Raw genomic sequence first — 21548 nt, forward strand, 5'->3', positions numbered from 1 at the left:
AAATAGGATTGCGCCCTGCGGATAGTCACGTGCAGGCGCCTCGTTCTCCTGCTCGCAGAATGCGCCGGTCGTCGACGACATGGCCGCGTAGGTCGGGGCGAGGAGCGCGGTCAGCTGGGTCCATGGCCGCAGATGGGTTCATCAATCCGATCCCGTCGCTGACCGCGCGTCGTCGCGCGAAGCTCTCACCGGACACCCCTCGACCTCAGTCGCCCAGCACGACCAGCCGCTCCGTCACACACGCCAGGGAGGCAGTCATGACCAGCTCCGCAACTGGCGGTTCAGCTGTCGGACCTGGTCCAGGTCCGGTACTCGGCCTCGCGGGACGGGGTGCCGTTCCATGGATGGGCCAGGAAGTCCTCGTCGCGTACTTCGGTCCGACTCGGGAGGTGGGCGCAGACGCAGGTGATGGTCAATGTGGCTGTGCGGGAGCCGAGTTCGTCGGCTTTGAGGTCGTGAGCCAGGTCGGTGGCGACCGGGAGGAGGTCGTTCATCGTCGCCGTGCCGGGCAGGCAGAGCTCGAGGTACAAGTCGACCGCGCCCGGTCGCTCGGGCGACAACGCCGATCTTCCTGCCGCTATACGGACATCCGGTGGGAGGCGGGTGCGCTGCATGAACTTCGACAGGTCGAATCCGGCGATCGTCTGTGGGCCGGTCACGAATTTGCCCTGGCACGCCAGAACGGTCTGCGGCGGCTCGGGTGGGGCGGTCTCGTCGGATGTTTGACAGGCGGCCATCAGCGCCGCCGCGACGATCCAGATCAAGGCTGTCGCGCGTCTCATCGGGAATCAGGCTAGCTGTTGCGGGTCATGACCGTGTAGGCAGCGCCACCCACCCTTGACCACGCAGCGACCGCCGAAGCCTCCGGCACCGATCTCATCGACCCGCCACCCCGGCGACGACGCTGCGATTGTCGGCAGAAGCCTAGGCCGCCTTCTCGACCGGGCGAGGTCCGCGCGAAGCGATCGGCGCACCGATCAGCGGCCGCCCGGTTGCGACCGCCAGCGCGGTGCCGACCACCCCGATCAGTCCGCGCAGACTCGGCGCTGAGATGCTCGACGACAGCACGGTTCGCGTGCTCGGTGGCGCCAACGGATTGGCAGCGATACGGTCCGACAACCAGCCCAAACTCATCGGGGTCGACAGCGGAAGCAACGTGAAGTGGTCACTCATGCGGTCGCGTACGTAGGTGACGTGGGTGCCCGCCGCCCGGTACCGTTCGACCTGCTGGTCGACACTGCCGCAATGGATCACCTGATCATCGACCGGCTGCATCACCAGCAGCGGACAGGCGGGGGCGGACAAACCCAACCGCAGATCGTCGAGCACTGCTCGGATCTTCGGCTCGGCGAGAATCTCGTCGAGCGGACGCCGTAGGTGCTCGTCGAAACTCTGTCCCGACATCCGCAGCAGCGCGACAATCGGCGGTAGTTTCTCGACGGCTGCCAGCAACGCCTGTCCCTCGGGCAGGATATCGGCATCGAGGGCAGCGTCGAGGTCCGGATACAGCCGACGCAGTGCCGCCACCACCATCAGCGGAAAACCGGAGAATCGACTGCCGTGCAGGCGAAGAAACACTTCGCCGGGATCGCCGACCGGTGCGCCGAGCACCGCACCCACCAGGTTCAACTCGGGCGCGTAACTCGGAGCCATCTCGGCGGCCCACGCACTGGCCATGCCACCACCGGAGTACCCCCACAACGCGATCGACGTCCGCGGATGCAGGCCGAGCGGCATGAACGACAGCGCGGCCCTTGCCCCGTCCAAGCTGCGATAGCCCGGTTCCCGCGGCGCGCCGAAACTTCCCTTCATACCACCGTGATCAGCGATACCGACCGCCCAGCCACGCCGGAGCGCGTTCGCGATCAGCGGCCATTCGAGCCGGGTGATCGAACCCGGCGCCCGCGTATGGTGGCGCAACACGTAGGACGGCGCACAACGCTCGGTCACCGAGTCGATTGCGGACTGGAACAACAACAGCGGACGGCCCTGGTCCGCGACAGCCCCAGCCGGGAGCACGACGGTGGTTATCGCGATCTCCGCGCGCCCGAAAAGGTCGTTGCTGCGGTAGGCCAACTGCCAGGCTTGGACCTGCTGCCGGACCGATCCGAACAGTGACAGTTCGACTCGCCTGCTCCGAATCAACGAGCCCGGTGCGTAGGCGGCGATATCGGCGGGACAGCGCATGAAGGGGTCGAGAGAGGGGAGCTGCGGGACGTCGCGGTGCGGTTCGGCACTTCTCGGGCCTGGTGAATGTTCAGTTTCGGACACGATTTCAGGGTCTTCCTGGGTTCGACAGACGAGCTGTGCGATATCGAAGCCCGGGTCCACAGACCCCATCTCACAAACGGCCGAAGGCGACCTTGCCCACTACCGAGCCTAGGCAGCTCCCACCCACTTCGTGCGCAACAGGACACCAATTGTGTTACCTCACATCAGTTTCGGCACACAGGTTGTATCCCGACGCAGCCTCTGTCCCCGCTGAGCAATCGCCGAAAACCCGTGGGTATCGGTTGGTCGAGGTTTTGGTTCAGCATCAGCGGGTGACGCTCTGCGCGAGGCGTCCATCGACCCCGCCACAGGAGCTAGTGGGTGGCGGCCGCTGAGTGCCGAGCCTTTCTGAACACCCCTCCTGGCCCGAATACGTTGCCCGCGAACCGTTGTCCCATGAGAGCGTCTGTGTCGGTGTCCGGGTGCAGGCCGTCGGGAAGTGGATGGCGCCGTGCGTCGCGCCGGCCGTAGAGAGTGCGGCCGTCGAGGTAGTGCAGGTTCGGGTCCTCCTCGGACCTGCTGTCGATGATCTCCGCCAAGGCATCCCGAATGACCCCAAGGGTCAAGCGGCCCAAGGTGGTATCGCCCTTCTTTCCGGTCGCGATGAACTGCACGGAGTCGGTGCCCAGCGTGGTCGGATCGATCGCACCGGGGCCGGGGGTGTCCTCGTGGATCGGGCACCGGATAGGCGAGATCAGCAGCAGCGGCGTGACGGGGTGGCCGTCACGGATGGTGTCCAGGAAACCGTGAACGGCGGGAACGAAGCTGCGCAGCCTCATGGAGTCGTGGTTCACCACATTGATTCCCAGCTTGACACTGATCACGTCCGCTGGAGTGTCACGCATGTGGCGCGCCATGAACGGATCCACGAGCGCGCTGCCACCGAAGCCCAGGTTGCGCAGCTGCGCGCCGCCGCGCAGCGCCGCGACGACAGGCCAGATGCGAGTGGGGCTCGTGGCGTTGGAGCCCTGACTGATCGAGCTGCCGTGGTGTAACCACAGCGGACCGCTCGGCGGTGCGGGCTGCAGTGAGGCGTCGGACCGCAGTGCGATCAGATCGATCTGTTCGTTGTGCGGGAGCCAGATCTCGACCGTTTTCTCGCCGGGCGCGAGAGCGGTGATGGTGACGAGTTCAGGAGCCCCCGGCACGAACGTTCGGGTGCCGGTGTGCGGGTCCATCTCGATGGTGTCCCCGCCGGTGAGGACGTGGGAATGGTGGAAGACGTCGTCGACCACCACGTCGATGGCACCGCGGGCGCGGGTCGCGCCGCGGTAGCTGACGCGGGTGGCGTGCACGTGCATACCGATGTCGACGCTCGTGGTACGCACGGCGACTCGGACCCCGGAAGGCTGCGCTTCCATGAGGGTGAGCTGCGGATCGGCGAACCGCTCTCGGATCGGTCGGGGAAGTCTGTGGGGACGTACGCCGCGCTCGGACGATTCCAGTTCTACTGCGCCGCAGATCAATTCATCGGTGAGCTGGGTGGTGAACATGGAGTTGCTCTCTCGCGGGCAGTGCCGCGATTGTGCCAATGGGCGAGGAGGAAGTCGAGGGCGTCGATCAGTTCCGGCCACGACTGCTCCGCCGGTGGCATGCTGTGGGCGAAGTTCCCGCTGCGTTCGAGGTTCAGAAATCCGCTCAATGCGCTACCCATGATGCGGGTGGCGTGAACCCGATCGGGGACGGCGATGTCGTAACCGAGCAGGACGGCGTCGGTCACCTGCACGATTCGGCGCGCGGCGCCCGAATCGACGGCGGCCTGTCCTGCCCGTCGCTGCAAGGACGCCCATCGGCCTGGATGTTCGGTCGAGTACTCACGGTGCGCCGCACCGGGGGCTAGCCAACGCGGTCGTCCCCCACCGCTTCCCGCTTGACAGCTGGACGCAGGCGCGGACCCATCCGGACGTCCAGGAGGAGAACCATCCTTCGACCGCCCGAAGTCTTGCCTCACGTAGTGACCGTCTGACAAGATTGGGTCACTACCTAGGAGCGCACATGCCCCGACCTCTACTTCCCGACCGCCGGCGGCGCATCCTTGCCGCAGCACAACAACTGCTGCTGGAAAAGGGATGGCCCGCAACGACGGTGTCGGCGATCGCCGCTCGGGCAGGTATCGGCAAAGGTGCCGTCTACCTGGAGTTCCCGGACAAGCCCGCGATCCTCGCCGCGGTCCTGCACGACCGGATGCGGCAGTTGAGCGCCCAAGTGCATACCCGGGTCGTCGAGACTTCGGACCTCGTCGATCTGCCGGCGGTCTACCGGTTCGGGGTCGAAGCTCTCCTCGCGGACCCGTTGATGTGCGCGCTGTACACCGGTGATCAGAACGTGCTCGGCGACTACGTGCACACCGTCACAGACGACCGCTATCTGCAGCGCCAGGACTGGCTCGGTGACTATATCGCTCGCCTTCAAGACATCGGCGTCATCGACGCGACGATCCCCGCCGACACCATCACCCAGGTACTCAGCGTGTTCACCGTCGGTCTGATCCATGCGCCGGGAACGCTCGGCGCCACCAGCGCTGAAATGCTCTCTGCCGCGGTGGGTCTGTTCGCTGATCTCGTCGGGCGCGGTCTCGCCACCGGCCTCCCCACCGATCCCGAAGCGGCGCGTGCAGCGCAGCTCGAATTGCTCGGACGGCTGGAAACCCAACTCGATCCGCAGGCGGCGCCATGACCGACATTTTCGACACCTACACCGACGTGACTGTTGCCGGTGGCCCGGTGCGGCTCTATCGCGCAGGCGATTCCGGCCCGCCGCTGCTCCTGCTGCACGGCGGCATGCTGGACACCGCCCAGGGTGTATGGCGCCGGATCGTGCCCGACCTCGCCGCCGACCACCGCGTCTACGCCATAGATCTCCCCCGCCACGGCAACAGCCGCCCCTGGGAAGGAGTCCTCGATGACACCTTCTACCGGCGGTTCCTCCACGAGCTGCTCGACACCCTCGACCTGCCCCGAGTGGCGATCATCGGTATCTCACTCGGCGCGGGCGTCGCAACCGGATTCGCCTTGGACCACCCTGAACGGGTCACCGCCCTGATCGCCATCGGCCCCGGCGGAATCGGCGAAAAACGCACAGCACAATTCCTCACCTGGTTACTTATCCGAACCCCCGGCGTCCTGCGGCTCACCAGCCGATACCTGGCGCGACATCCCGCTTCGATCCGCCAGTCGATGATCAGCACACTCACCGCGGGCGCAAACACACCCGATTTCGACACGATCGTCGAGCTGGCAACCGCCGAAGCCGTAGCGAAAGCCGAACACGGCGAACCGGTCCTCGACGACTGGATGACCCGCGCGTACGGCCCGTTCGCCATGCGCCTCAACCGTTTACCGGCCCTCCAGCACCTCACCACACCCACACTGTGGGTCCGAGGTGGCAACGACCGGCTCGTCGGCGCGGCCGAGATGTCGGCAGCGGCTGCCGCAACACCGAACAGTCGCCTGGTCACCATCCCGGACGCCGGGCACATCGTCACCTACGACCAGCCCGAGGAATTCAGTCGTCTCGCCCGCGAGTTCTTGGAGGCGACACTCGATCACTGCTGACCATGAAGCCGACCCCGAACGCACAGCCCACACCCGGCTGTTCGTTGGCGCTGTCAGTCGTCGTACGGCACAAGATCCGGAGGGCGAGCCCACTCGTACTCGCGTTCAACATGGCATATCCGCGCCCTGTACCCCAGGTAAAACCGTTCGCGGCCGTCGCGTTGAGCGGCCACGTGCACGATGTTCTCCCGCCAGTTTCGGAGGGCATCGAGATCGCGCCAGTACGACACGGTGATTCCACAGTGCTCGTCTCGCGCGAACTCCATTCCCAGGTACCCATCGATCTTCGTAGCAAGGTCGGCCATTCGTGCCGCCGCCTCTTCGTACCCAGCCAAATCCACAGGGTCGTCCGACAAGGCCGTGGTGAGAATCGCGGCGACATACGGCGGCGATGTTCCACGAACAAACGGCAGCGCACTCCACGACGTCATGGTTCCTCCCACCGCCTCGCCCCTGCAGGGTTGAACCAGGGAATCCGACCAAGAGACCGGAACTGTTCCGGCACGGCACCGTTCGCTACTCGAGGTGTCACCGCGTCGTCACAGCACTCCGAACAAACCCCGCAGTGAATAGTCCCGTCACGATACATCGAAAGCTCTACAACGACTTACAACTACGGACCGGGCTGCCTCCGGCACAGCAGACAAGGTTTTCTTCTACGCTACGCATCAGGGGCCAGGACCGAGCCTTCGCCTTTCTCGACGTCGACCATTCCGTCGCCGCGCTGCCGTCGGGAATCCTGATCAGCGTCGTGGTTGCGGCCGTACTGCGCTACGGGATGGCGTTGTCGCACGAATGGTTACCTGGTCGGCGTTCGCCGCACAGGAAGCCGAGATCACCGGCGTTCCGGGCCGGGGCGAGCGAGCCGATGGCAAAATCTATCGCGGTGATCAGTCGAGCTGTGTCGTGGCCGGCACGTTCTCTGACACGCAGGCCCAGGACGGTGGTGAACAGGGATTCGACTGCGGCGTCGATGTCGAGATCAGCGGGCAGTTCCCCTGCAGGGCGTCCGCGACGGAGCACATTGCGGAGCGAGTCGCGAGTAACTTCGAAGGCGCCTTCGATGCGCTGCCGCACTGCGGTATCGGTGGTGCCGAGTTCGGTGGCGGTGTCGACCACGAAGCACCCGTCGGCGTCCTCCGCCCCCGGTGCGCCACTGATCATCCAGATCATCCAGTCCTGCAACGCTTCTCGGCATGAAGCCGCCTGTTCGAGGCGACTGCTGACCCTCGCCGCACTTGCGGTGTGGACCCACCGCCCCTCCGATAGAGACGCCGGATAACCAGCTCGCGAAGCGGCTGAGCAACTGCATTTCGTTTCGGGGGATCGGTTCCGTAAACACGGGAGCGGTCCCCTGCCCACATCCGCTCATGCCGACCGCATTTCCGGACATGCCAATGAGCCTGTGTCGCGGGACGATTGGGGGCGCCGTCCGATTATCGCCAGCAAGCCGCAGACCACGCACCGATAGTGATAGTCGTGACCACACCTTCCGAAGACTCCCCCAGGCTCCTCCTCGAGCGCATGTACCAGGCCGAGGCCGAGTATCTTGCCGCTGGCGGACCCGGCGCAGCGTCATTCGCCACGCTTGCTCCGTTCTTCGGTCCAGCCGTCGTGCTGCGGCAGGCAGACTCTCTGCCCTACGGGGGAATCTGGCACGGCCACGACGGTCTTGAACGCTTCTTCCTCGCGATGAGCGCGACCTGGGACCGATTCGAACTGGCTGAACAGACGTTCCTGTCCGATTCGGCAATCGCCGATGCCTGTTTGCCGCCCACTCGCGAGCTCTACGGCGCGACCCCCAGGAATCATCTTCCGCTTGATAGCGATCCAGCACAAAGAGCTTGGCAATGAGCCCCCGAAAACCGTTGGAACAGCGGTGCTCTGTGTCAGTACCATGCTGCCGAACCCCGTGGTCTAGTTAAGGACATTCCGCTGTACATCCAGTGAGAACACCCCAGCGCTGAACCGTCGCGCATATGCGCCGCGCTCCTTTTTGCTGCGAACATCTCACTGAAACGGGTGTACTTCTATGCTCAAAATCTGGGTGGTCGTGCCCACCTGCCTGCCCATCGTTCTCCGACGTTGCCGCTCGTGCGCGTCCGAGCGCTTCCGGGCAAGCGGAAAATTCCGCGTCAACGCACACCACAAGCTCATCGACGCTTGGCTACTCGCGCTGTGCACCAGTTGCGGGGAAACCACCAAGCTCACGGTCCTGGAGCGAGTGAACGTGCGCTCGATACGACCTGAGCTGCTGGACCGGCTACATGACAACGACCTCGTTTTGACCACTGAGCTGCTCCAGGAACCAGTCGTCCAGCGCCGCAACCGCATAGCCCTCGACTGGGATAACGCCTGGCGCCTCGACGTCGGCGAATCGGACCACCTGGACTGCGAGCTGGTTGACGTCACGGTCCGTTTTCTGGCCCGGATCCCGGTCCGGCCGGTGCGCCTGATCGCTGAAGGTTTCGGTCTTTCGCGGGCCGAGGTCGACAGACTCCTGACGGAGGGGAACCTGGTTTCAGCAGTCCGGCTGAGCGGCAAACGCTCCGGCGACTTCACCTTCACGCTCAAGCGCTGAGCCAGGCCGAATCGCTACCTACCTTGCGAAATTCAGAGAAGAATTCCATCGCCGTGTGCGGGTCACGCCGTTTGGCCGCCGTCGACGACTAGGGCGTGGCCGATGATGAAGGCGGCTGGGGCGGAGCACAGCCATAGGACGGTTCCCGCGATCTCGTCGGGGGTGCCCATGCGGCCGATGGGTTCTTGGTCGATGACCTGCTGCCGTCCTTCGGGTGTGCCGCCGGAGAATCGGTCCATCATTTCGGTGTCGATGATGCCGGGGCAGATGGCGTCGATGCGGATCCCGGTGGCGGCGTAGTCGAGGGCGGCGGATTTCGTGAGGCCGATGATGCCGTGTTTGGCTGCGGCATAGGCGGACTGGCCTCGGAAGCCTTTGACCCCGGCTCCGGAGGACGTGTTGACGATGCTGCCGCCGTGCTCGCTCATCAGCGGGATCTGGTGCTTCATGCACAGGAATACTCCGCGCAGGTCGACGGCGAGGATGCGGTCCCAGTCGTCGACCGAGATGTCGGCCAGCGGCGCGACGGGTTGTTCGATGCCTGCGTTGTTGAAGGCGACGTCGAGGCGGCCGAAGGTCTGGATCGTCTGGTCCAGGGCCGTGCGCACGTCGTCTTCGTCGGTGACGTCGCAGCGGATGGGCAGTGCGGTGCCGCCGTTGTGTTCGATTCGGCGGGCGGTTTCCTCGATGCCGTCGGCGTTGATATCGGCCACGACGACGCGGGCTCCGGCCCGGGCGAAGGCCAGGGCGGTCGCTCGTTGGGTCGGTCAGCGGTCGGTGATGCGGCTCGGCTGATCGGAAGTGTGCTCGGCGAAGGTGGTGTCCGCCCAGTTGGCGAGCAGGGTCATCGCGTCCGCCGAGGGGCTGCCGGATCGGACGGTGTAGAGCGTGAGCACCAGACCGGGGTCCGCGGGCAGTGGCATCGTTTCGTAGTCGATCGTGATGTCGCCGACGACAGGATGGTGGAAGCTCTTGGTGCCCGTGTAGTGCAGGCGCACATTGTGTTTGGCCCAGCGCACCCGAAATTCGTCACTACGAGTGGATAGTTCGCCGACCAGGTCGGAGATGCCGCGGTCGTAGGGGTCGCGGCCGGCGTCGGTGCGGAGCAGGTTGACCGAGGCGTCAGCCATCTGGTCCCAGTCCGGATAGAACTCGCGGGCTCGGGGGTCGAGGAAGCAGAACCGGACGAAGTTGACCTGCTTGCTCAGGTCAGGGTGCAGCGGATCGGGGTAGAGGGGGGAGTAGAACGCGTAGGCCAGCCGGTTGGCGGCGACGAGGTCGTGGCGGGCGTTGCGGATGAACGCGGGCCCGGTGAATCCGTCGAGCAGCCGCTGCACCATCGGCCGCACCGTTTTCGTGGTCCGTCGTTGGCGGGTGCGCTGCGGGCTGGTGAGGGCGTTGCGGTGCAGATCGAACAGGTGTGAACGCTCGGCCTCGTCGAGTTCGAGCGCTCGAGCGATCGCGTCCAACACCGACTCGGAGACGCTGTTGACCTTCCCGCGTTCGATCTGGGTGTAGTAGTCGACCGAGAGCCCGGCCAGGGTCGCGACTTCCTGCCTGCGCAGGCCGGGAACACGCCGTTTCCCGGCGTCGTAGACGGGCAGTCCCACCTGGTCGGGAGTGATCTTGGCTCGGCGCGAAGCCAAGAACCTGCCGATCTCTGCCGCACGCTTGCTCGACTCCATGTGTCCGAGGCTAGGCGCCTGGCCTGCGTGTTTGCCAGGTGTTGATGAGAGGGGTGCTGCCGGCACCCCCCCTGAACTGCACCTCCCACAAACCCGATCGACGGCGTTGCATGGAACACGAAGCCCACGGACATGCCGACACGACCGGAACAGCACCAGATCAGCGGCCCGGCCCGTGTGTGCTGACCATGCACCGCCTCGACGACAGGAGTCCGATGCGATCGACCCGGCTGTTCGTCGCAAGAGCGCAGGAGGACACGTTCATGCAGATCCGGATCGGCACCGCCGCGGGAGAAGCAGGCGGCCACCTGTACGACAACGCCACGGCCCGCGACTTCGCGTCCCTGCTACCGCTCACCCTGACCGTCCACGAGCTCGGCGGGCGGGAGAAGGCAGCCACCCTCCCCCGCGAACTCGCCGACGGCCAGGGCCGAGCCGAGTACCGCGCGGGCCAGCTCGGTTACTGGGCGCCCAGCCACGACCTGGCCGTCTACTACCGCGAAGACGGCTTCCGCGTCCCCTCGCCCGGGATCGTGATGATCGGCGAGATCGAGTCCGGCCTGACGGCGATCACCGCCGAATCCGCCGGACTCACCCTCACCATAACTGCCGCCTGACCCCCAGAAGGAGCACCGCATCGTGAATCCCACCTACGACTTCACCGAACAGGTCGCCTTCGTCACCGGTGCCGCATCGGGCATGGGACTGGCCACCGCGACCGCCTTCGCCCGCGCAGGTGCCGCGGTCACCCTCACCGACGTCGACGACGCCGCCCTCGAGACCGCGGTCACCGAGATGCGCGCCGCCGGACACCAGGTACTGGCGGTGCACTGCGACGTGGCCGACGAAGATCAGGTCGCCGCCGCCGTGACCGCGACCGTCGAGCAGTTCGGCCGCCTGGACTTCGCGTACAACAACGCGGGCATCCAGTCCCCGACCGTCGACGCCGCCGACGAGCCCGGCGAGGTGTTCGACCGGGTCACCGGCATCAACCTGCGCGGAGTCTGGGCGTGCATGAAACACGAACTCGCCCAAATGCGCGAACAGGGCTCCGGAACGATCGTGAACTGCTCCTCCCTCGGTGGGCTGGTCGGGCTACCCGGCCGCGCCGCCTACCACGGCGCCAAACACGGCGTTATCGGCCTGACCCGTTCCGCCGCACTGGAATACGCGCCACGCGGCATCCGGATCAACGCCATCTGCCCCGGCACCATCGAAACCCCCATGGTCACCGCCATGTTCGACTCCGGCGACCTCGACCCCGCCCGAGCCGCCGCCGACGAACCCATCGGCCGCCTCGGCACCGCCGAGGAAATGGCCGCGGCCGTGCTGTGGCTGTGCAGCCCCGGCTCTTCCTATGTCGTCGGCGTCGCGCTTCCCGTCGACGGCGGCTACACCGCCCGCTGACCCGAACACCGAAAGGACACCCCCATGCGTGGAGTAGTCATGTTCGCCCCTGGCGATGTGCGCGTCGTCGACCGTGAAGACCCCGAGATCGTCGAACCAACCGACGCGATCATCCGGCTCACCGCCACCTGCATCTGCGGCTCGGACCTGTGGCCGTACCGCGGCATCGAACCGGTCGAGCACACCCTCATGGGTCACGAATACGTCGGCGTTGTCGAAGAAATCGGTGCCGACGTGCACACCCTCAAGGTCGGAGACTTCGTCGTCGGCTCGTTCTGCATCTCCGACAACACCTGCGAAATCTGCCGCTCCGGATTCCAATCCCGCTGTGTACACGGCTCTTTCGTCGCCGCAGCGATCGGCACCCAGTCCGAACTCGCCCGGATCCCCTATGCCGACGGCACTCTCGTCGCTACGCCGACGATGCCCGAACCCGAGCTGATCCCGTCGCTGCTGGCCGCTTCCGACGTACTCGGCACCGGTTGGTTCGCCGCCGACGCCGCAGCCGCCGGACCCGGCAAGACGATCGCCGTCGTCGGTGACGGTGCCGTCGGGTTAATGGGTGTGCTCGCCGCGAAACAGCTCGGCGCCGAACGCATCATCGCCATGTCGCGCCATGCCGATCGCCAAGCCCTCGCACGGGAATTCGGCGCCACCGACATCGTCGAAACCCGTGGTGACGAAGGCGTCGCCGCGATCAAGGACCTCACGAACGGGCTCGGCGCCCACGGTGTCATCGAAGCCGTGGGCACGCAGGAATCGATGATGCAGGCCATCAACTCCACCCGCCCCGGCGGGCGCGTCGGCTACGTCGGCGTCGCCCACGACGGCGTCACTCTGCCCGCCGACCACCTCTTCTTCGCCGAAGTCCACCTCCTCGGCGGCCCCGCCCCCGTGCGCCGGTTCCTGCCGGACCTCATCGACCGCATCTGGAACCGCAGCATCGACCCCGGCAAAGTCTTCGACCTCACTCTGCCCCTCGACCGAGCCGCCGAAGGCTACCGGGCGATGGACGAACGCCGCGCCATCAAAACATTGCTCACCCTCTGACCTCTCCGACACCCCACGCCAGGAGCACCACCATGCACACCACGCCCACTTCACCGCATCGTTGGGCCCGCATCACCGGAGCCGGTATCGCCGCTCTCGCCGTGCTGGCGGCCTCGGCATGCTCCGGCGCCGACACCACCACCGCGGCCGCGCCGGTCACCCCCATCGCGGGCCTGGCCTCCGGGGACCTGTCTCGCGGCGCGGACAACTTCTACACCAGCGACCAGGTCACCTCGACCCCCGTGAAGTTCAAGAACCAGTATCAGATGGAGGTCACCGGAAACCTCTTCGTCCCCAAGAATCTCGCCCCCGATACCCGCGCCGCCGCCATGGTGGTCGGGCACCCGATGGGCGCGGTCAAGGAACAATCGGCCAACCTCTACGCCACCAAGATGGCCGAACAAGGCTTCGTCACCCTCTCCCTGGACACCGTGTTCTGGGGCGGCAGCGACGGCGACCCGCGCAACGCCGTCGCCCCTGACATCTACACCGAAACCTTCTCCGCGGGAGTCGATTACCTGCGCACCCAGGACACCGTCGACCCCGAACGCATCGGCGCCCTCGGCATCTGCGGATCCGGCAGCTTCGTCATCTCCGCCGCCAAGATCGACCCCCGCATCAAAGCCGTCGCCACCGTCAGCATGTACGACATGGGCGCCGCCAACCGCGACGGGCTCGACCACTCTGTCACCGCCGAGCAGCGTCAGCAGATCATCGCCCGAGCCGCCGCCCAACGCGATATCGAATTCCGGGGCGGACCGGTCGAATACACCAGCGGCACCGTCCACGAACTGACGCCGGAATCGACACCGATCGAGCGCGAGTTCTACGACTTCTACCGCACCCAGCGCGGTGCCGTGACCCCCGAGGGCGCCACCCCGGACACCACTACCCACCCAACCCTGTCGAGCAACACCAAGTTCATGAACTTCTACCCGTTCAACGACATCGAGACCATCTCCCCGCGCCCGATGCTGTTCATCACCGGCGAGAACGCACACTCCCGCGAATTCAGCGAAGAGGCATACCGCCTCGCCGGTGACCGCAAGGAACTGGTGATCGTTCCTGGGGCAGGCCACGTCGACCTCTACGACCGCACCGAACTGATCCCCTTCGACAAGCTCGCCTCGTTCTACTCCCAGAGCCTCGCCTGATCGACCGGCTCAGTCGCCCGTTGTTCCCGGTGCGACAACCGTGCGCGCGGGACCGGTCGCGGTCAGTGGCTACGCATCGGCGGCCTCCTAGCGGCACGCACCGCTACCACCCGTCCCGACCTGCTGGCGGCCCTGGCCGCCTTCCACGCCCCTGTCTCCGCCGACGGCACCGACGCGCTGGCCGACGATCCATGCTCGTCGGATGTCAGCGCGGGGTGCGATCACGGAGCGGTGGGCACCGAGTCGTTCGGCGCGATCGAGGCGGGCCTGCGCTACGTCGATGTAGACGTCACCCAGATAACGCACCCCGCCAGGAGGAACGAGCCGATCGCGTCCGCTCCGACGAGGACGACACGATCACCAGCGTGCGGCCGACACGACTCGCGGCAGGGATGCCGACAGCGAGCAGCCGACCCGGGAAGTGGGTGGAACCCGATTCGAAGTGAATATTCTTGCCGCGCATGTACCTTCGGGACATGGGGAGTGCAGCCGGAGCGGTGCGCAGGTTACGCGGTCCGCTCACGGTGGTGATCGCGATGGTGGTCGCGATTTCGGTCGTGTGCGTGCTACCGAGATGGTGGTGCGGCCGGGACGCCGACGGGTGGTATCGAGGTGACCAGACGTTGCTGCGCGGACTCGCCGAGGAGATGGTCGCCTTCCAAGCCGCCGACGATCACCGGCGAGCCACCGGCGGAGGAGACGGGATCGTCGGCATGTGGGGGCTGCTCGCCCATCAGATGACAGCACAGGGTCTGGCGCAAGCGTGTCTGGAACATCCCGAATGGCGGGAGCGGTACGCCCCGGTCATCACTCGCGCCGCAATCAAAAGTCTTTTGCCCCAAATGCGTTCGGAGTTCACGTCGGCATGGCACGGCCGCGACGGACTCGCCGAACTCGACAGCACCGACGGTCACGCCTACCTCTCCTATCCGGCCCTCGCGCTCGGCATGGCCCGGTGGATCGATCCAGCCTTCCCTGCCGACCTCGCCGTTCAGCACGACGCGCTGATCACCGCCCTCGCGCGGCGGCTGCTCGCTTCGCCGACCGGGCTGCTCGACACCTTTCCCGGCAGGGCGTACCCCACCGATGTGGCCGCGGTCGCGGCGGCGATCGCGGTGCACGGCAGGGTGACAGGAGTCGATCACACGGCGGTCATCGCGCATTGGGCGCGACAGGTGCGCGCGGTTCAGATCGATCGCGACACCGGACTGGTGATCCAGCGCATGGGCACCGACGGCCGGGCCCAGGACGCACCACGCGCTTCGGGAACCGGTTTGGCGGCCTATTTCGCCGGCTTCGCGGACCGGTCGCTGGCCGAAGAGTTGGCAGCTGGGCTGTTCGGGCAGGAAAGAACTGTCCTCGGATTCAGCGCGATCGATGAGTACGGTGATGGCTACAGCGGCCCCGGTGATATGGACAGTGGCCCCTTGATCCTTGGAATATCGGTGTCGGCCACCGGTTTCGCACTCGCTCCCGCCCGCGCCTTCGGCCACCGCGACACCTTCACCCGCCTGTTCCGCACGGCCGACCTCTTCGGACTATCGCTACAGAGCGGAACCCGCACACGATTCGCGACCGGCGGCGCGATCGGCAACGCGCTCATGCTCGCGTTCCTGTCTTCGGGACCGGAGCTGGCCCGATGAAGGTCCCCAACGCAGTGTCGACCGTGTGGCGCCTGTTCCGCATTCCGCTGGCCCTGGCGGTGGTCTACCTCGCCCTGCATGCGGCTCTGGCGGCGTCGTCGGCTCGGCACGGGTATGGGTCACCCGATGGCCTCGGAGCAGGCTTCGTGACCCTGGCCGTTGTCGTGGTAGCGCTACGCCTCGTGCTGATCATTGCCGTCCCAGCGGTTCTCGCTTACCGCGTCGTGACACTGGTCCTGCCGAAGATCCGGCCAGTCGACACGCGATAGGTGGCTACGGGGCGTGCCAGAACCTCGAAGCGACGTCACGATCCCCTGCGACAACCCCTGCCTCTGGCAGCGGGTGGTCCGCCGGATCGAGTCGGTGTGGCGGCGGCACGAGGGACCGAGCACTCCACGATTTTCTGCCCATCGTCAGCAGATGCGCACCGATGGCGGCGCCTACCGCGTTCATCAGCACATCGTCGACTGATGACACCCGTCCGATGTTCAGAACATATTGGGCGAGTTCGAGTGTCGCCGACAGTGCGGCACCGACTACGAGCATCCGCCATGTGCCGGCGAAGCGAGGAAATCGCAAGGGCAGCAGGAAACCCAGTGGGACGAACATCGCGGTGTTCGCGCCGATCTGCACGACGGTGTCGAAGGAGAGCTCTCTCAGCGTCGCGGCGAGATCGCGCAGCGGAACCACACTGACCGTCCTGGTGCCGCCGGTCGGTGTCAGGATCATCCACACCCAGGGCAGCGTCCCGGCGACAATCCCCACTTCGGTCAGGCTGCGCAGCAACGCGATCGGCCGTTCGATTCCCGCGCGGGCTCGCCACCACAGCAGCAACGCCACGATGAGGGGAATCGCTGTGACCCCGATCCCCCATGCCACCAGCACCGGCCCCCAGGCCTCCCATACTCGCCCCACACACGAAACTTACGTGGTTGCCATGCGCGCATGCTTCATCAGCTTGCGGCCGATCCGACTCGTCTTCCGCACTGGGGACGCGAGCGATTCCCAGCGAGAGGTCCATACCAACGGCAAACCTGCCCTTGCTGTCTGCGCTCTCGACGGTACCGCCGACGGATGGGGCGCGACACTAGCTTGTCTCGCCTCGACCGCCTATACCTCCACGTAGATCAACCGTCGCGGAACGACCTCGACGGATCAACGACGCGCAGGTTCATCAACATGCCGAACCACACCGACTCCTCGTCGTTCTCCTTGGCGGCGGTCTATGGACCGCGGCGGCCGTTCTCGCCGCGTGCAGGCCGCCCACGGCGAGGACGTCCGATCGATCCTCGACCTGGCGTTGGCCGGACACGCCGGTCTCGGAGGTGATGTCCTCACTTGTTGAATACTTCCCGTCGCAGCAGTTGCGCCATGCTCGGATTGTCGGTGGCGGTGCCGCGACCACGACGGGCTGCTCGACCGCCTCCCACGGGGCGGTCGGGCCATCCGGGAGCGTGACCCAAAGCTCTATCGCGGACCTCGTCCGCCTGTGCGCGTAATCACCCACCACCAGCTGACACCGAACCGTTCGGAGGCGAACCGTCCATGACCTCCAACTCTAGTATCTGGCCTCGGCATCAGCGGGCGACGGCTGTCGTCGCGGCTACCCACTCCGCGAAGGACGGACCGGCCAGTGTGGCGTGCGGGGACGGCAACAGAGTGCCGTTTTCGAATTGCTCGCGGTCGGGGTTGGCCTCATCGGAGGTCTCGATGATCTGCAGGGCGTCGCCACGAGCAGCTACCAGCGCCGCAGCGGCAGAAGCCATCGTTTCCGGCTGGGGACCCGCGATCTCGGGGAACGGGATATCCTCGGCGGCAATCGGATTCATCGCCAGATCGACCAACGCTTCGGCGACGGTCCGCGCGGCAACCAGCTGGGTGCGCATGCCCTGGACGTAAGCAACATCGCCCTGGGCGCCCCACCCGACCATCACCTCGACGAGTTCATGGAACTGCGCCGCACGCAGAATCCGCACCGGCAGCGCGCCTTTGAGCAATTCCTGCTCGTGCGCGAGCTTGGCGGCGTTGTACCCGGCGAGCGAACCGTCGATCCCGATGATGGACACCACAACCAACCGCTCTACCCCGGCACGCTCTCCCGCCGCGTGCAGGTTCCGCGCGGAAGCGGTGAAGAACTTCGTGGCCACCTGCTGATCGGCCGAAGGGGTACTCGACGCGTCGATAACGATGTCGACCCCGGACAAAGCCTCATCGAGGCCGGCTCCGCTCTCGATGTCGACACCGTTGGCCCGGGAGAACGCGACAACCTCATGCCCACGCTCGACCAGCACATCCACCACGTGCCGCCCCAGCCGACCGGTCGCCCCAGCCACCGCAATCTTCTTCTGCTCCACCATGGTCCACTCCCTCATCGCGATTTCGGCGTTCACGGAGTCGACGAAGCAGCCAACCGAAGTGTGACATCGCACCTTGGTTCCGACGGGCCAACCCCCGCAATGCTGTCCTTCGCATCGAAGGTGCGTTCGGGGTCGCCAGGCATATTGGCCAGGCACCGAACGTCCGCTCATCTCGATGAAGGTGCCTGATCGAGGCGAGCGTCTGATGGCGTCGCAGACCACGGTGCGAACGCCGCAACCGAACCGCCGCTAGGGTTGGACACCCGTGTCGGCAAGATACAGGCCATGGGATTCACGCAGCCTCGTAGGGCATCACGTTCGCTTCACCTCTCGCGAGTCGGGGGCTTGATGCTGGGCGCGCTTATCTTGGCCATGGGGGTAAGCGCGTGTGGCGGGACCGTGACCGGGCAAGCCGAGCCCACCGTCGGCGTGGCCGATCCGACGCTCGACACGACCACGACGCAACTGCCGACCGTCGGCGACTGCACCAGGATCGATGAGTTCGTCCATCACGGACCGATCACCGTGATGGACTGCGCCGACCCGCAAGTAAACAAGCAAGTCAGGGTGCTCGAGATCGCCTCCGGCGAAGAGGGCAGGAATGTTGTCTGCGAGGACAAAGAAGTTCGGCTGATCATCACCGGTCTCAAGGACGGTTCCCTCGCCGTCGCACACGGATGCGCCGGCCCGCACCTGACTGTTGGACGTTGCTATGTGCCGATGATGACCATCTACTCCCACGACGCCACCTGCACCGAACCCACCTCGTTCCGACTGGACCGCACGCTGCCAGGGGTCAACAACGTAGCCGCGTGTGACCCACCATTGGCCACCGACGACTACGCCGGACAGATCAACTACATCCCTGCCAAGATCAACAACTTCATCGACAAGCGCACCGGCATCGCTTACTGCTTCCGACAGAAGTAGGTCTCACCACCCCCGCCCCACCACGCGGCGTCTGCCTAGGCACCCTCCCGATGCGATGGCTCGGCGCGTGCCAAGAGGCCGTCTGCCCTGCTACATGTGGCACACGATGAACGCGTTCGACGCCGCAAACACCATCGTGGTCGTCGGTCGCCGCATGCCGTCCCTGTGACGCGATGGACCCGCTGATCGCACCGGCGGTCTGCCGCGGCTGCATCGGTGGACATTGCACCTCGATTCGGGCGCGGTCACCGAGGAGCCGCTCGATGATGCCGATATCGAGCACCCGCCGACGCCGGGCTGACCTACCGGTTCGGTTACGTCACGAGCTTCTCCATGGACCCGCGGCCGGCGCACCGACACACGAAATCGAACCGAAACCATAGCTGGCAAGCAGCGCTGCACAGCAGTATCCGAGGTGATCACCGGTGACGACGGAGGCCCCGCATCGGATGTCTCCGATGCGGGGCCTCGAACGAAAAGTGCTGCTACGAGCTACTTTTCAACCACTCGCCATCACTACTTCTGCGCAGCCTTGAACTCACGACGACGACGGTGCAGGATCGGCTCGGTGTAGCCGTTGGGCTGCTTGGTGCCTTCCAGGACCAGTTCCTTGGCGGCCTGGAACGCGATGGAGTCGTCGAAGTTCGGCGCCATCGGGCGGTAGTTCTTGTCGCCCGAGTTCTGGCGGTCGACCACGGGGGCCATGCGCTCGAGGCTGGCGATCACGTCGGCCTCGGAGACGATGCCGTGGCGCAGCCAGTTGGCGACCAGCTGGCTCGAGATGCGCAGGGTGGCACGGTCTTCCATCAGGCCGATATCGTTGATGTCGGGCACCTTGGAGCAGCCGACGCCGTGGTCGATCCAGCGCACGACGTAGCCCAGGATGCCCTGGGAGTTGTTGTCGAGCTCCTGACGCTTCTCCTCGTCGGACCAGTCGGTGGACTGGGCCAGCGGGATCTCGAGGATCTGGTCGACGGTGGCGCGGGGGCCGCCCTTGGCGATCTCGGACTGGCGCTTGAACACGTCCACCTGGTGGTAGTGGGTGGCGTGCAGGGTGGCGGCGGTCGGCGAGGGCACCCATGCGGTGTTGGCGCCTGCCTTGGGGTGGCCGATCTTCTGCTCGAGCATGCCTGCCATCAGGTCGGGCATGGCCCACATGCCCTTGCCGATCTGGGCCTTGCCGGGCAGGCCCTTGGCCAGGCCGGTGTCGACGTTCCAGTCCTCGTAGGAGGTGATCCAGGTCTGGGTCTTCATCTCGGCCTTGCGGACCATCGGCCCGGCCTCCATGGAGGTGTGGATCTCGTCCCCGGTGCGGTCGAGGAAGCCGGTGTTGATGAACACCACGCGGTCCTTGGCGGCCTCGATCGACGCGGCGAGGTTGACCGTGGTGCGGCGCTCCTCGTCCATGATGCCGACCTTGAGGGTGTTGCGGGTCAGGCCGAGGACGTCCTCGATGCGGCCGAACAGCTCGTTGGTGAACGCGGCCTCGTCGGGGCCGTGCATCTTCGGCTTCACGATGTAGACCGAGCCGGTGCGGGTGTTGGCCAGCTCGGCGGTGCCGTTGAGCGAGTGCACGGCGATCAGCGAGGTGATCAGGCCGTCCATGATGCCCTCGGGCACCTCGTTACCCTCGGCGTCGATGATGGCGTCGGAGGTCATCAGGTGGCCGACGTTGCGGACGAACAGCAGCGAGCGACCGTGCAGCACCAGCTCGGAACCGTCGAGCGCGGTGAACACGCGGTCGGGGTTCATGGTGCGGGTGAAGGTCTTGCCGTTCTTGGTGACCTCTTCGGCGAGGGTGCCCTTCATCAGGCCCAGCCAGTTGCGGTAACAGACGACCTTGTCCTCGGCGTCGACCGCGGCGACCGAATCCTCGAAGTCCATGATCGTGGTGAGCGCCGACTCGAGCACGATGTCCTTGACGCCTGCGGAATCGGTGGAGCCGATGGGCGAATTCGGATCGATCTGGATCTCGATGTGCAGACCGTTGTGCTTGAGCAGCACCGAGGTGGGGGCCTCGGGGTCACCGAGGTAGCCGACCAGCTGGGAGGGATCGGCCAGGCCGATGTCGGTGCCGTCTTCCAGGCCGACCTCGAGCTCACCGTCGACGATCTTGTAGTAGGACGAACCGATGTGCGAACCGGTGATGAGGGTGACGGCGTCGTCGAGGAAGTTACGACCCCACTCGATGACCTTGTCGCCGCGCACGCGGTTGTAGCCGGTGCCCTTCTCGGCGCCGTTGGCCTCGGAGATGGCGTCGGTGCCGTAGAGGGCGTCGTAGAGCGAACCCCAGCGCGCGTTGGCGGCGTTGATCGCGAAACGCGCGTTCATCACCGGCACCACCAGCTGCGGGCCTGCGGTGGTGGCGATCTCGGCGTCGACGTTGCCGGTGCCGATCTGGAACGGCGCGGGCTCGGGGCGCAGGTACCCGATCTCGGCGAGGAACTTCTTGTAGGCGGCCTTGTCGTAGCCGGCGCCGGGGTTCTCGCCGTGCCAGGCGTCGAGCTTGCCCTGGATCTCGTCGCGTTCGGCCAGCAGGGCACGGTTGCGCGGGGCGAGGTCGTTGATGACCTGTTCGGCGCCTGCCCAGAACGCGGCGGAATCTACGCCGGTACCGGGAAGCGCCTCGTTCTCGATGAAATCGTGGAGAACGCTCGCCACCTGGAGCCCGCCGACCTGAATCCGCTCTGTCATCTACTGCCTCACTTCGGTTGAAAACCGGCTGGAAAAAGTCGATGTCATGTTACCCGTGGGTACATGCGACATCGCGTGTGGGTGGAACGCCCGGCGGGCGTCACGCATTCCGCCACGCCGAATCGTCGGGGTCGACGGCTGGGCGTGGCGAACCACCTCTCGATTGTAGGTTCCCGCCTCGCGGCCGCCGCGCACGCTCGAACACGGGCGCAGCAACCACCG

Annotated in this window: 22 protein-coding genes; 11 read left to right on the plus strand and 11 right to left on the minus strand. The window is 65.9% G+C overall.

Features of this window, described 5'->3' with window-relative positions; translation table 11 throughout:
• Positions 1-281 precede the first annotated feature (281 nt).
• The 4 genes from ACSVDM_RS13805 to ACSVDM_RS13820 form a co-directional block, all read right to left on the minus strand.
• A complete protein-coding gene (locus ACSVDM_RS13805) occupies positions 282-782 on the minus strand; it encodes a hypothetical protein (protein ID WP_439265229.1) in 501 nt (166 codons plus the stop codon).
• 142 nt (positions 783-924) lie between these two features.
• Positions 925-2271, minus strand: coding sequence for a lipase family protein (locus ACSVDM_RS13810; protein ID WP_439265231.1), 1347 nt, complete (start codon positions 2269-2271; stop codon positions 925-927).
• Positions 2272-2585: 314 nt separating this feature from the next.
• Positions 2586-3764, minus strand: coding sequence for an SGNH/GDSL hydrolase family protein (locus tag ACSVDM_RS13815; RefSeq protein WP_439265233.1), 1179 nt, complete (start codon positions 3762-3764; stop codon positions 2586-2588).
• Positions 3734-4318, minus strand: a complete 585-nt coding sequence (locus ACSVDM_RS13820) for a TetR-like C-terminal domain-containing protein (RefSeq protein WP_439265235.1) — start codon at positions 4316-4318, stop codon at positions 3734-3736. The genes ACSVDM_RS13815 and ACSVDM_RS13820 overlap by 31 nt, the downstream gene beginning before the upstream one ends.
• On the opposite strand from ACSVDM_RS13820, the gene ACSVDM_RS13825 reads away from it, so the two are divergent.
• Positions 4267-4947, plus strand: a complete 681-nt coding sequence (locus ACSVDM_RS13825) for a TetR/AcrR family transcriptional regulator (RefSeq protein WP_439265236.1) — start codon at positions 4267-4269, stop codon at positions 4945-4947. The genes ACSVDM_RS13820 and ACSVDM_RS13825 overlap by 52 nt on opposite strands.
• On the plus strand, positions 4944-5825 hold the full coding sequence (locus tag ACSVDM_RS13830; RefSeq protein WP_439265237.1) for an alpha/beta fold hydrolase: 882 nt from the start codon (positions 4944-4946) through the stop codon (positions 5823-5825). The genes ACSVDM_RS13825 and ACSVDM_RS13830 overlap by 4 nt, the downstream gene beginning before the upstream one ends.
• Before the next feature lie 53 nt (positions 5826-5878).
• Here ACSVDM_RS13830 and ACSVDM_RS13835 read toward each other — a convergent pair whose 3' ends face one another.
• The gene (locus tag ACSVDM_RS13835) at positions 5879-6256 is read right to left on the minus strand and encodes an antibiotic biosynthesis monooxygenase family protein (protein ID WP_439265239.1); all 378 of its coding nucleotides are present in this window, start codon (positions 6254-6256) and stop codon (positions 5879-5881) included.
• A gap of 340 nt (positions 6257-6596) precedes the next feature.
• Positions 6597-6998 (minus strand): TetR family transcriptional regulator C-terminal domain-containing protein, encoded by a 402-nt coding sequence (locus tag ACSVDM_RS13840; protein WP_439265241.1) that lies wholly within the window; start codon positions 6996-6998, stop codon positions 6597-6599.
• Positions 6999-7304: 306 nt separating this feature from the next.
• On the opposite strand from ACSVDM_RS13840, the gene ACSVDM_RS13845 reads away from it, so the two are divergent.
• Positions 7305-7679 (plus strand): hypothetical protein, encoded by a 375-nt coding sequence (locus tag ACSVDM_RS13845; protein WP_439265243.1) that lies wholly within the window; start codon positions 7305-7307, stop codon positions 7677-7679.
• A gap of 178 nt (positions 7680-7857) precedes the next feature.
• Entirely contained in the window at positions 7858-8406 is a 549-nt protein-coding gene (locus ACSVDM_RS13850; RefSeq protein WP_439265245.1) for a DUF1062 domain-containing protein, read from the plus strand.
• A 62-nt stretch (positions 8407-8468) separates the two neighbouring features.
• Here the strand turns inward: ACSVDM_RS13850 and ACSVDM_RS13855 are convergent, their stop codons facing one another.
• Both ACSVDM_RS13855 and ACSVDM_RS13860 read right to left on the minus strand, forming a co-directional pair.
• Complete coding sequence (locus ACSVDM_RS13855) at positions 8469-9119, minus strand: SDR family oxidoreductase (protein ID WP_439265247.1); 651 nt, start codon at positions 9117-9119, stop codon at positions 8469-8471.
• Positions 9120-9173: 54 nt separating this feature from the next.
• Complete coding sequence (locus ACSVDM_RS13860; RefSeq protein WP_439265249.1) at positions 9174-10091, minus strand: helix-turn-helix transcriptional regulator; 918 nt, start codon at positions 10089-10091, stop codon at positions 9174-9176.
• A 215-nt stretch (positions 10092-10306) separates the two neighbouring features.
• Between ACSVDM_RS13860 and ACSVDM_RS13865 the strand changes: the two genes are divergently transcribed.
• The 6 genes from ACSVDM_RS13865 to ACSVDM_RS13890 all read left to right on the plus strand — a co-directional run bounded on the left by ACSVDM_RS13865 (position 10307) and on the right by ACSVDM_RS13890 (position 15614).
• Positions 10307-10708 (plus strand): cyclophilin-like fold protein, encoded by a 402-nt coding sequence (locus ACSVDM_RS13865; RefSeq protein ID WP_439265251.1) that lies wholly within the window; start codon positions 10307-10309, stop codon positions 10706-10708.
• Positions 10709-10730: 22 nt separating this feature from the next.
• A complete protein-coding gene (locus tag ACSVDM_RS13870; RefSeq protein ID WP_439265253.1) occupies positions 10731-11498 on the plus strand; it encodes an SDR family NAD(P)-dependent oxidoreductase in 768 nt (255 codons plus the stop codon).
• A 24-nt stretch (positions 11499-11522) separates the two neighbouring features.
• Positions 11523-12548: a zinc-dependent alcohol dehydrogenase family protein gene (locus ACSVDM_RS13875; protein WP_439265254.1), complete on the plus strand. Its 1026-nt coding sequence runs from the start codon at positions 11523-11525 to the stop codon at positions 12546-12548.
• A 32-nt stretch (positions 12549-12580) separates the two neighbouring features.
• The gene (locus ACSVDM_RS13880) at positions 12581-13702 is read left to right on the plus strand and encodes an alpha/beta hydrolase (RefSeq protein ID WP_439265256.1); all 1122 of its coding nucleotides are present in this window, start codon (positions 12581-12583) and stop codon (positions 13700-13702) included.
• 476 nt (positions 13703-14178) lie between these two features.
• The gene (locus ACSVDM_RS13885; RefSeq protein ID WP_439265258.1) at positions 14179-15345 is read left to right on the plus strand and encodes a hypothetical protein; all 1167 of its coding nucleotides are present in this window, start codon (positions 14179-14181) and stop codon (positions 15343-15345) included.
• Positions 15342-15614, plus strand: coding sequence for a hypothetical protein (locus tag ACSVDM_RS13890; protein WP_439265260.1), 273 nt, complete (start codon positions 15342-15344; stop codon positions 15612-15614). Before ACSVDM_RS13885 ends, ACSVDM_RS13890 begins: the two co-directional genes overlap by 4 nt.
• Before the next feature lie 4 nt (positions 15615-15618).
• Here the strand turns inward: ACSVDM_RS13890 and ACSVDM_RS13895 are convergent, their stop codons facing one another.
• Both ACSVDM_RS13895 and ACSVDM_RS13900 read right to left on the minus strand, forming a co-directional pair.
• Complete coding sequence (locus ACSVDM_RS13895) at positions 15619-16260, minus strand: VanZ family protein (protein WP_439265262.1); 642 nt, start codon at positions 16258-16260, stop codon at positions 15619-15621.
• Positions 16261-16922: 662 nt separating this feature from the next.
• On the minus strand, positions 16923-17873 hold the full coding sequence (locus ACSVDM_RS13900; RefSeq protein ID WP_439265264.1) for an SDR family oxidoreductase: 951 nt from the start codon (positions 17871-17873) through the stop codon (positions 16923-16925).
• 228 nt (positions 17874-18101) lie between these two features.
• Between ACSVDM_RS13900 and ACSVDM_RS13905 the strand changes: the two genes are divergently transcribed.
• Positions 18102-18632: a hypothetical protein gene (locus tag ACSVDM_RS13905; protein WP_439265266.1), complete on the plus strand. Its 531-nt coding sequence runs from the start codon at positions 18102-18104 to the stop codon at positions 18630-18632.
• A 516-nt stretch (positions 18633-19148) separates the two neighbouring features.
• Here the strand turns inward: ACSVDM_RS13905 and ACSVDM_RS13910 are convergent.
• Entirely contained in the window at positions 19149-21326 is a 2178-nt protein-coding gene (locus ACSVDM_RS13910) for a malate synthase G (RefSeq protein WP_439265268.1), read from the minus strand.
• Positions 21327-21548 lie beyond the last annotated feature (222 nt).

This window comes from Nocardia sp. JW2 (genome assembly GCF_051843015.1).
Lineage (GTDB): Bacteria > Actinomycetota > Actinomycetes > Mycobacteriales > Mycobacteriaceae > Nocardia > Nocardia coubleae.

Excerpts from the sequence above, each read along its gene's own strand:
- ACSVDM_RS13825 (WP_439265236.1), top strand. The coding sequence starts at position 4,267 with ATGCCCCGACCTCTACTTCCCGACCGCCGGCGGCGCATCCTTGCCGCA.
- ACSVDM_RS13840 (WP_439265241.1), bottom strand. The coding sequence starts at position 6,998 with ATGATCTGGATGATCAGTGGCGCACCGGGGGCGGAGGACGCCGACGGG.
- ACSVDM_RS13865 (WP_439265251.1), top strand. The coding sequence starts at position 10,307 with ATGCGATCGACCCGGCTGTTCGTCGCAAGAGCGCAGGAGGACACGTTC.
- ACSVDM_RS13860 (WP_439265249.1), bottom strand. The coding sequence starts at position 10,091 with ATGGAGTCGAGCAAGCGTGCGGCAGAGATCGGCAGGTTCTTGGCTTCG.
- ACSVDM_RS13890 (WP_439265260.1), top strand. The coding sequence starts at position 15,342 with ATGAAGGTCCCCAACGCAGTGTCGACCGTGTGGCGCCTGTTCCGCATT.
- ACSVDM_RS13910 (WP_439265268.1), bottom strand. The coding sequence starts at position 21,326 with ATGACAGAGCGGATTCAGGTCGGCGGGCTCCAGGTGGCGAGCGTTCTC.
- ACSVDM_RS13815 (WP_439265233.1), bottom strand. The coding sequence starts at position 3,764 with ATGTTCACCACCCAGCTCACCGATGAATTGATCTGCGGCGCAGTAGAA.
- ACSVDM_RS13850 (WP_439265245.1), top strand. The coding sequence starts at position 7,858 with ATGCTCAAAATCTGGGTGGTCGTGCCCACCTGCCTGCCCATCGTTCTC.
- ACSVDM_RS13885 (WP_439265258.1), top strand. The coding sequence starts at position 14,179 with ATGGGGAGTGCAGCCGGAGCGGTGCGCAGGTTACGCGGTCCGCTCACG.
- ACSVDM_RS13830 (WP_439265237.1), top strand. The coding sequence starts at position 4,944 with ATGACCGACATTTTCGACACCTACACCGACGTGACTGTTGCCGGTGGC.
- ACSVDM_RS13900 (WP_439265264.1), bottom strand. The coding sequence starts at position 17,873 with ATGAGCGGACGTTCGGTGCCTGGCCAATATGCCTGGCGACCCCGAACG.
- ACSVDM_RS13880 (WP_439265256.1), top strand. The coding sequence starts at position 12,581 with ATGCACACCACGCCCACTTCACCGCATCGTTGGGCCCGCATCACCGGA.
- ACSVDM_RS13835 (WP_439265239.1), bottom strand. The coding sequence starts at position 6,256 with ATGACGTCGTGGAGTGCGCTGCCGTTTGTTCGTGGAACATCGCCGCCG.
- ACSVDM_RS13805 (WP_439265229.1), bottom strand. The coding sequence starts at position 782 with ATGAGACGCGCGACAGCCTTGATCTGGATCGTCGCGGCGGCGCTGATG.
- ACSVDM_RS13875 (WP_439265254.1), top strand. The coding sequence starts at position 11,523 with ATGCGTGGAGTAGTCATGTTCGCCCCTGGCGATGTGCGCGTCGTCGAC.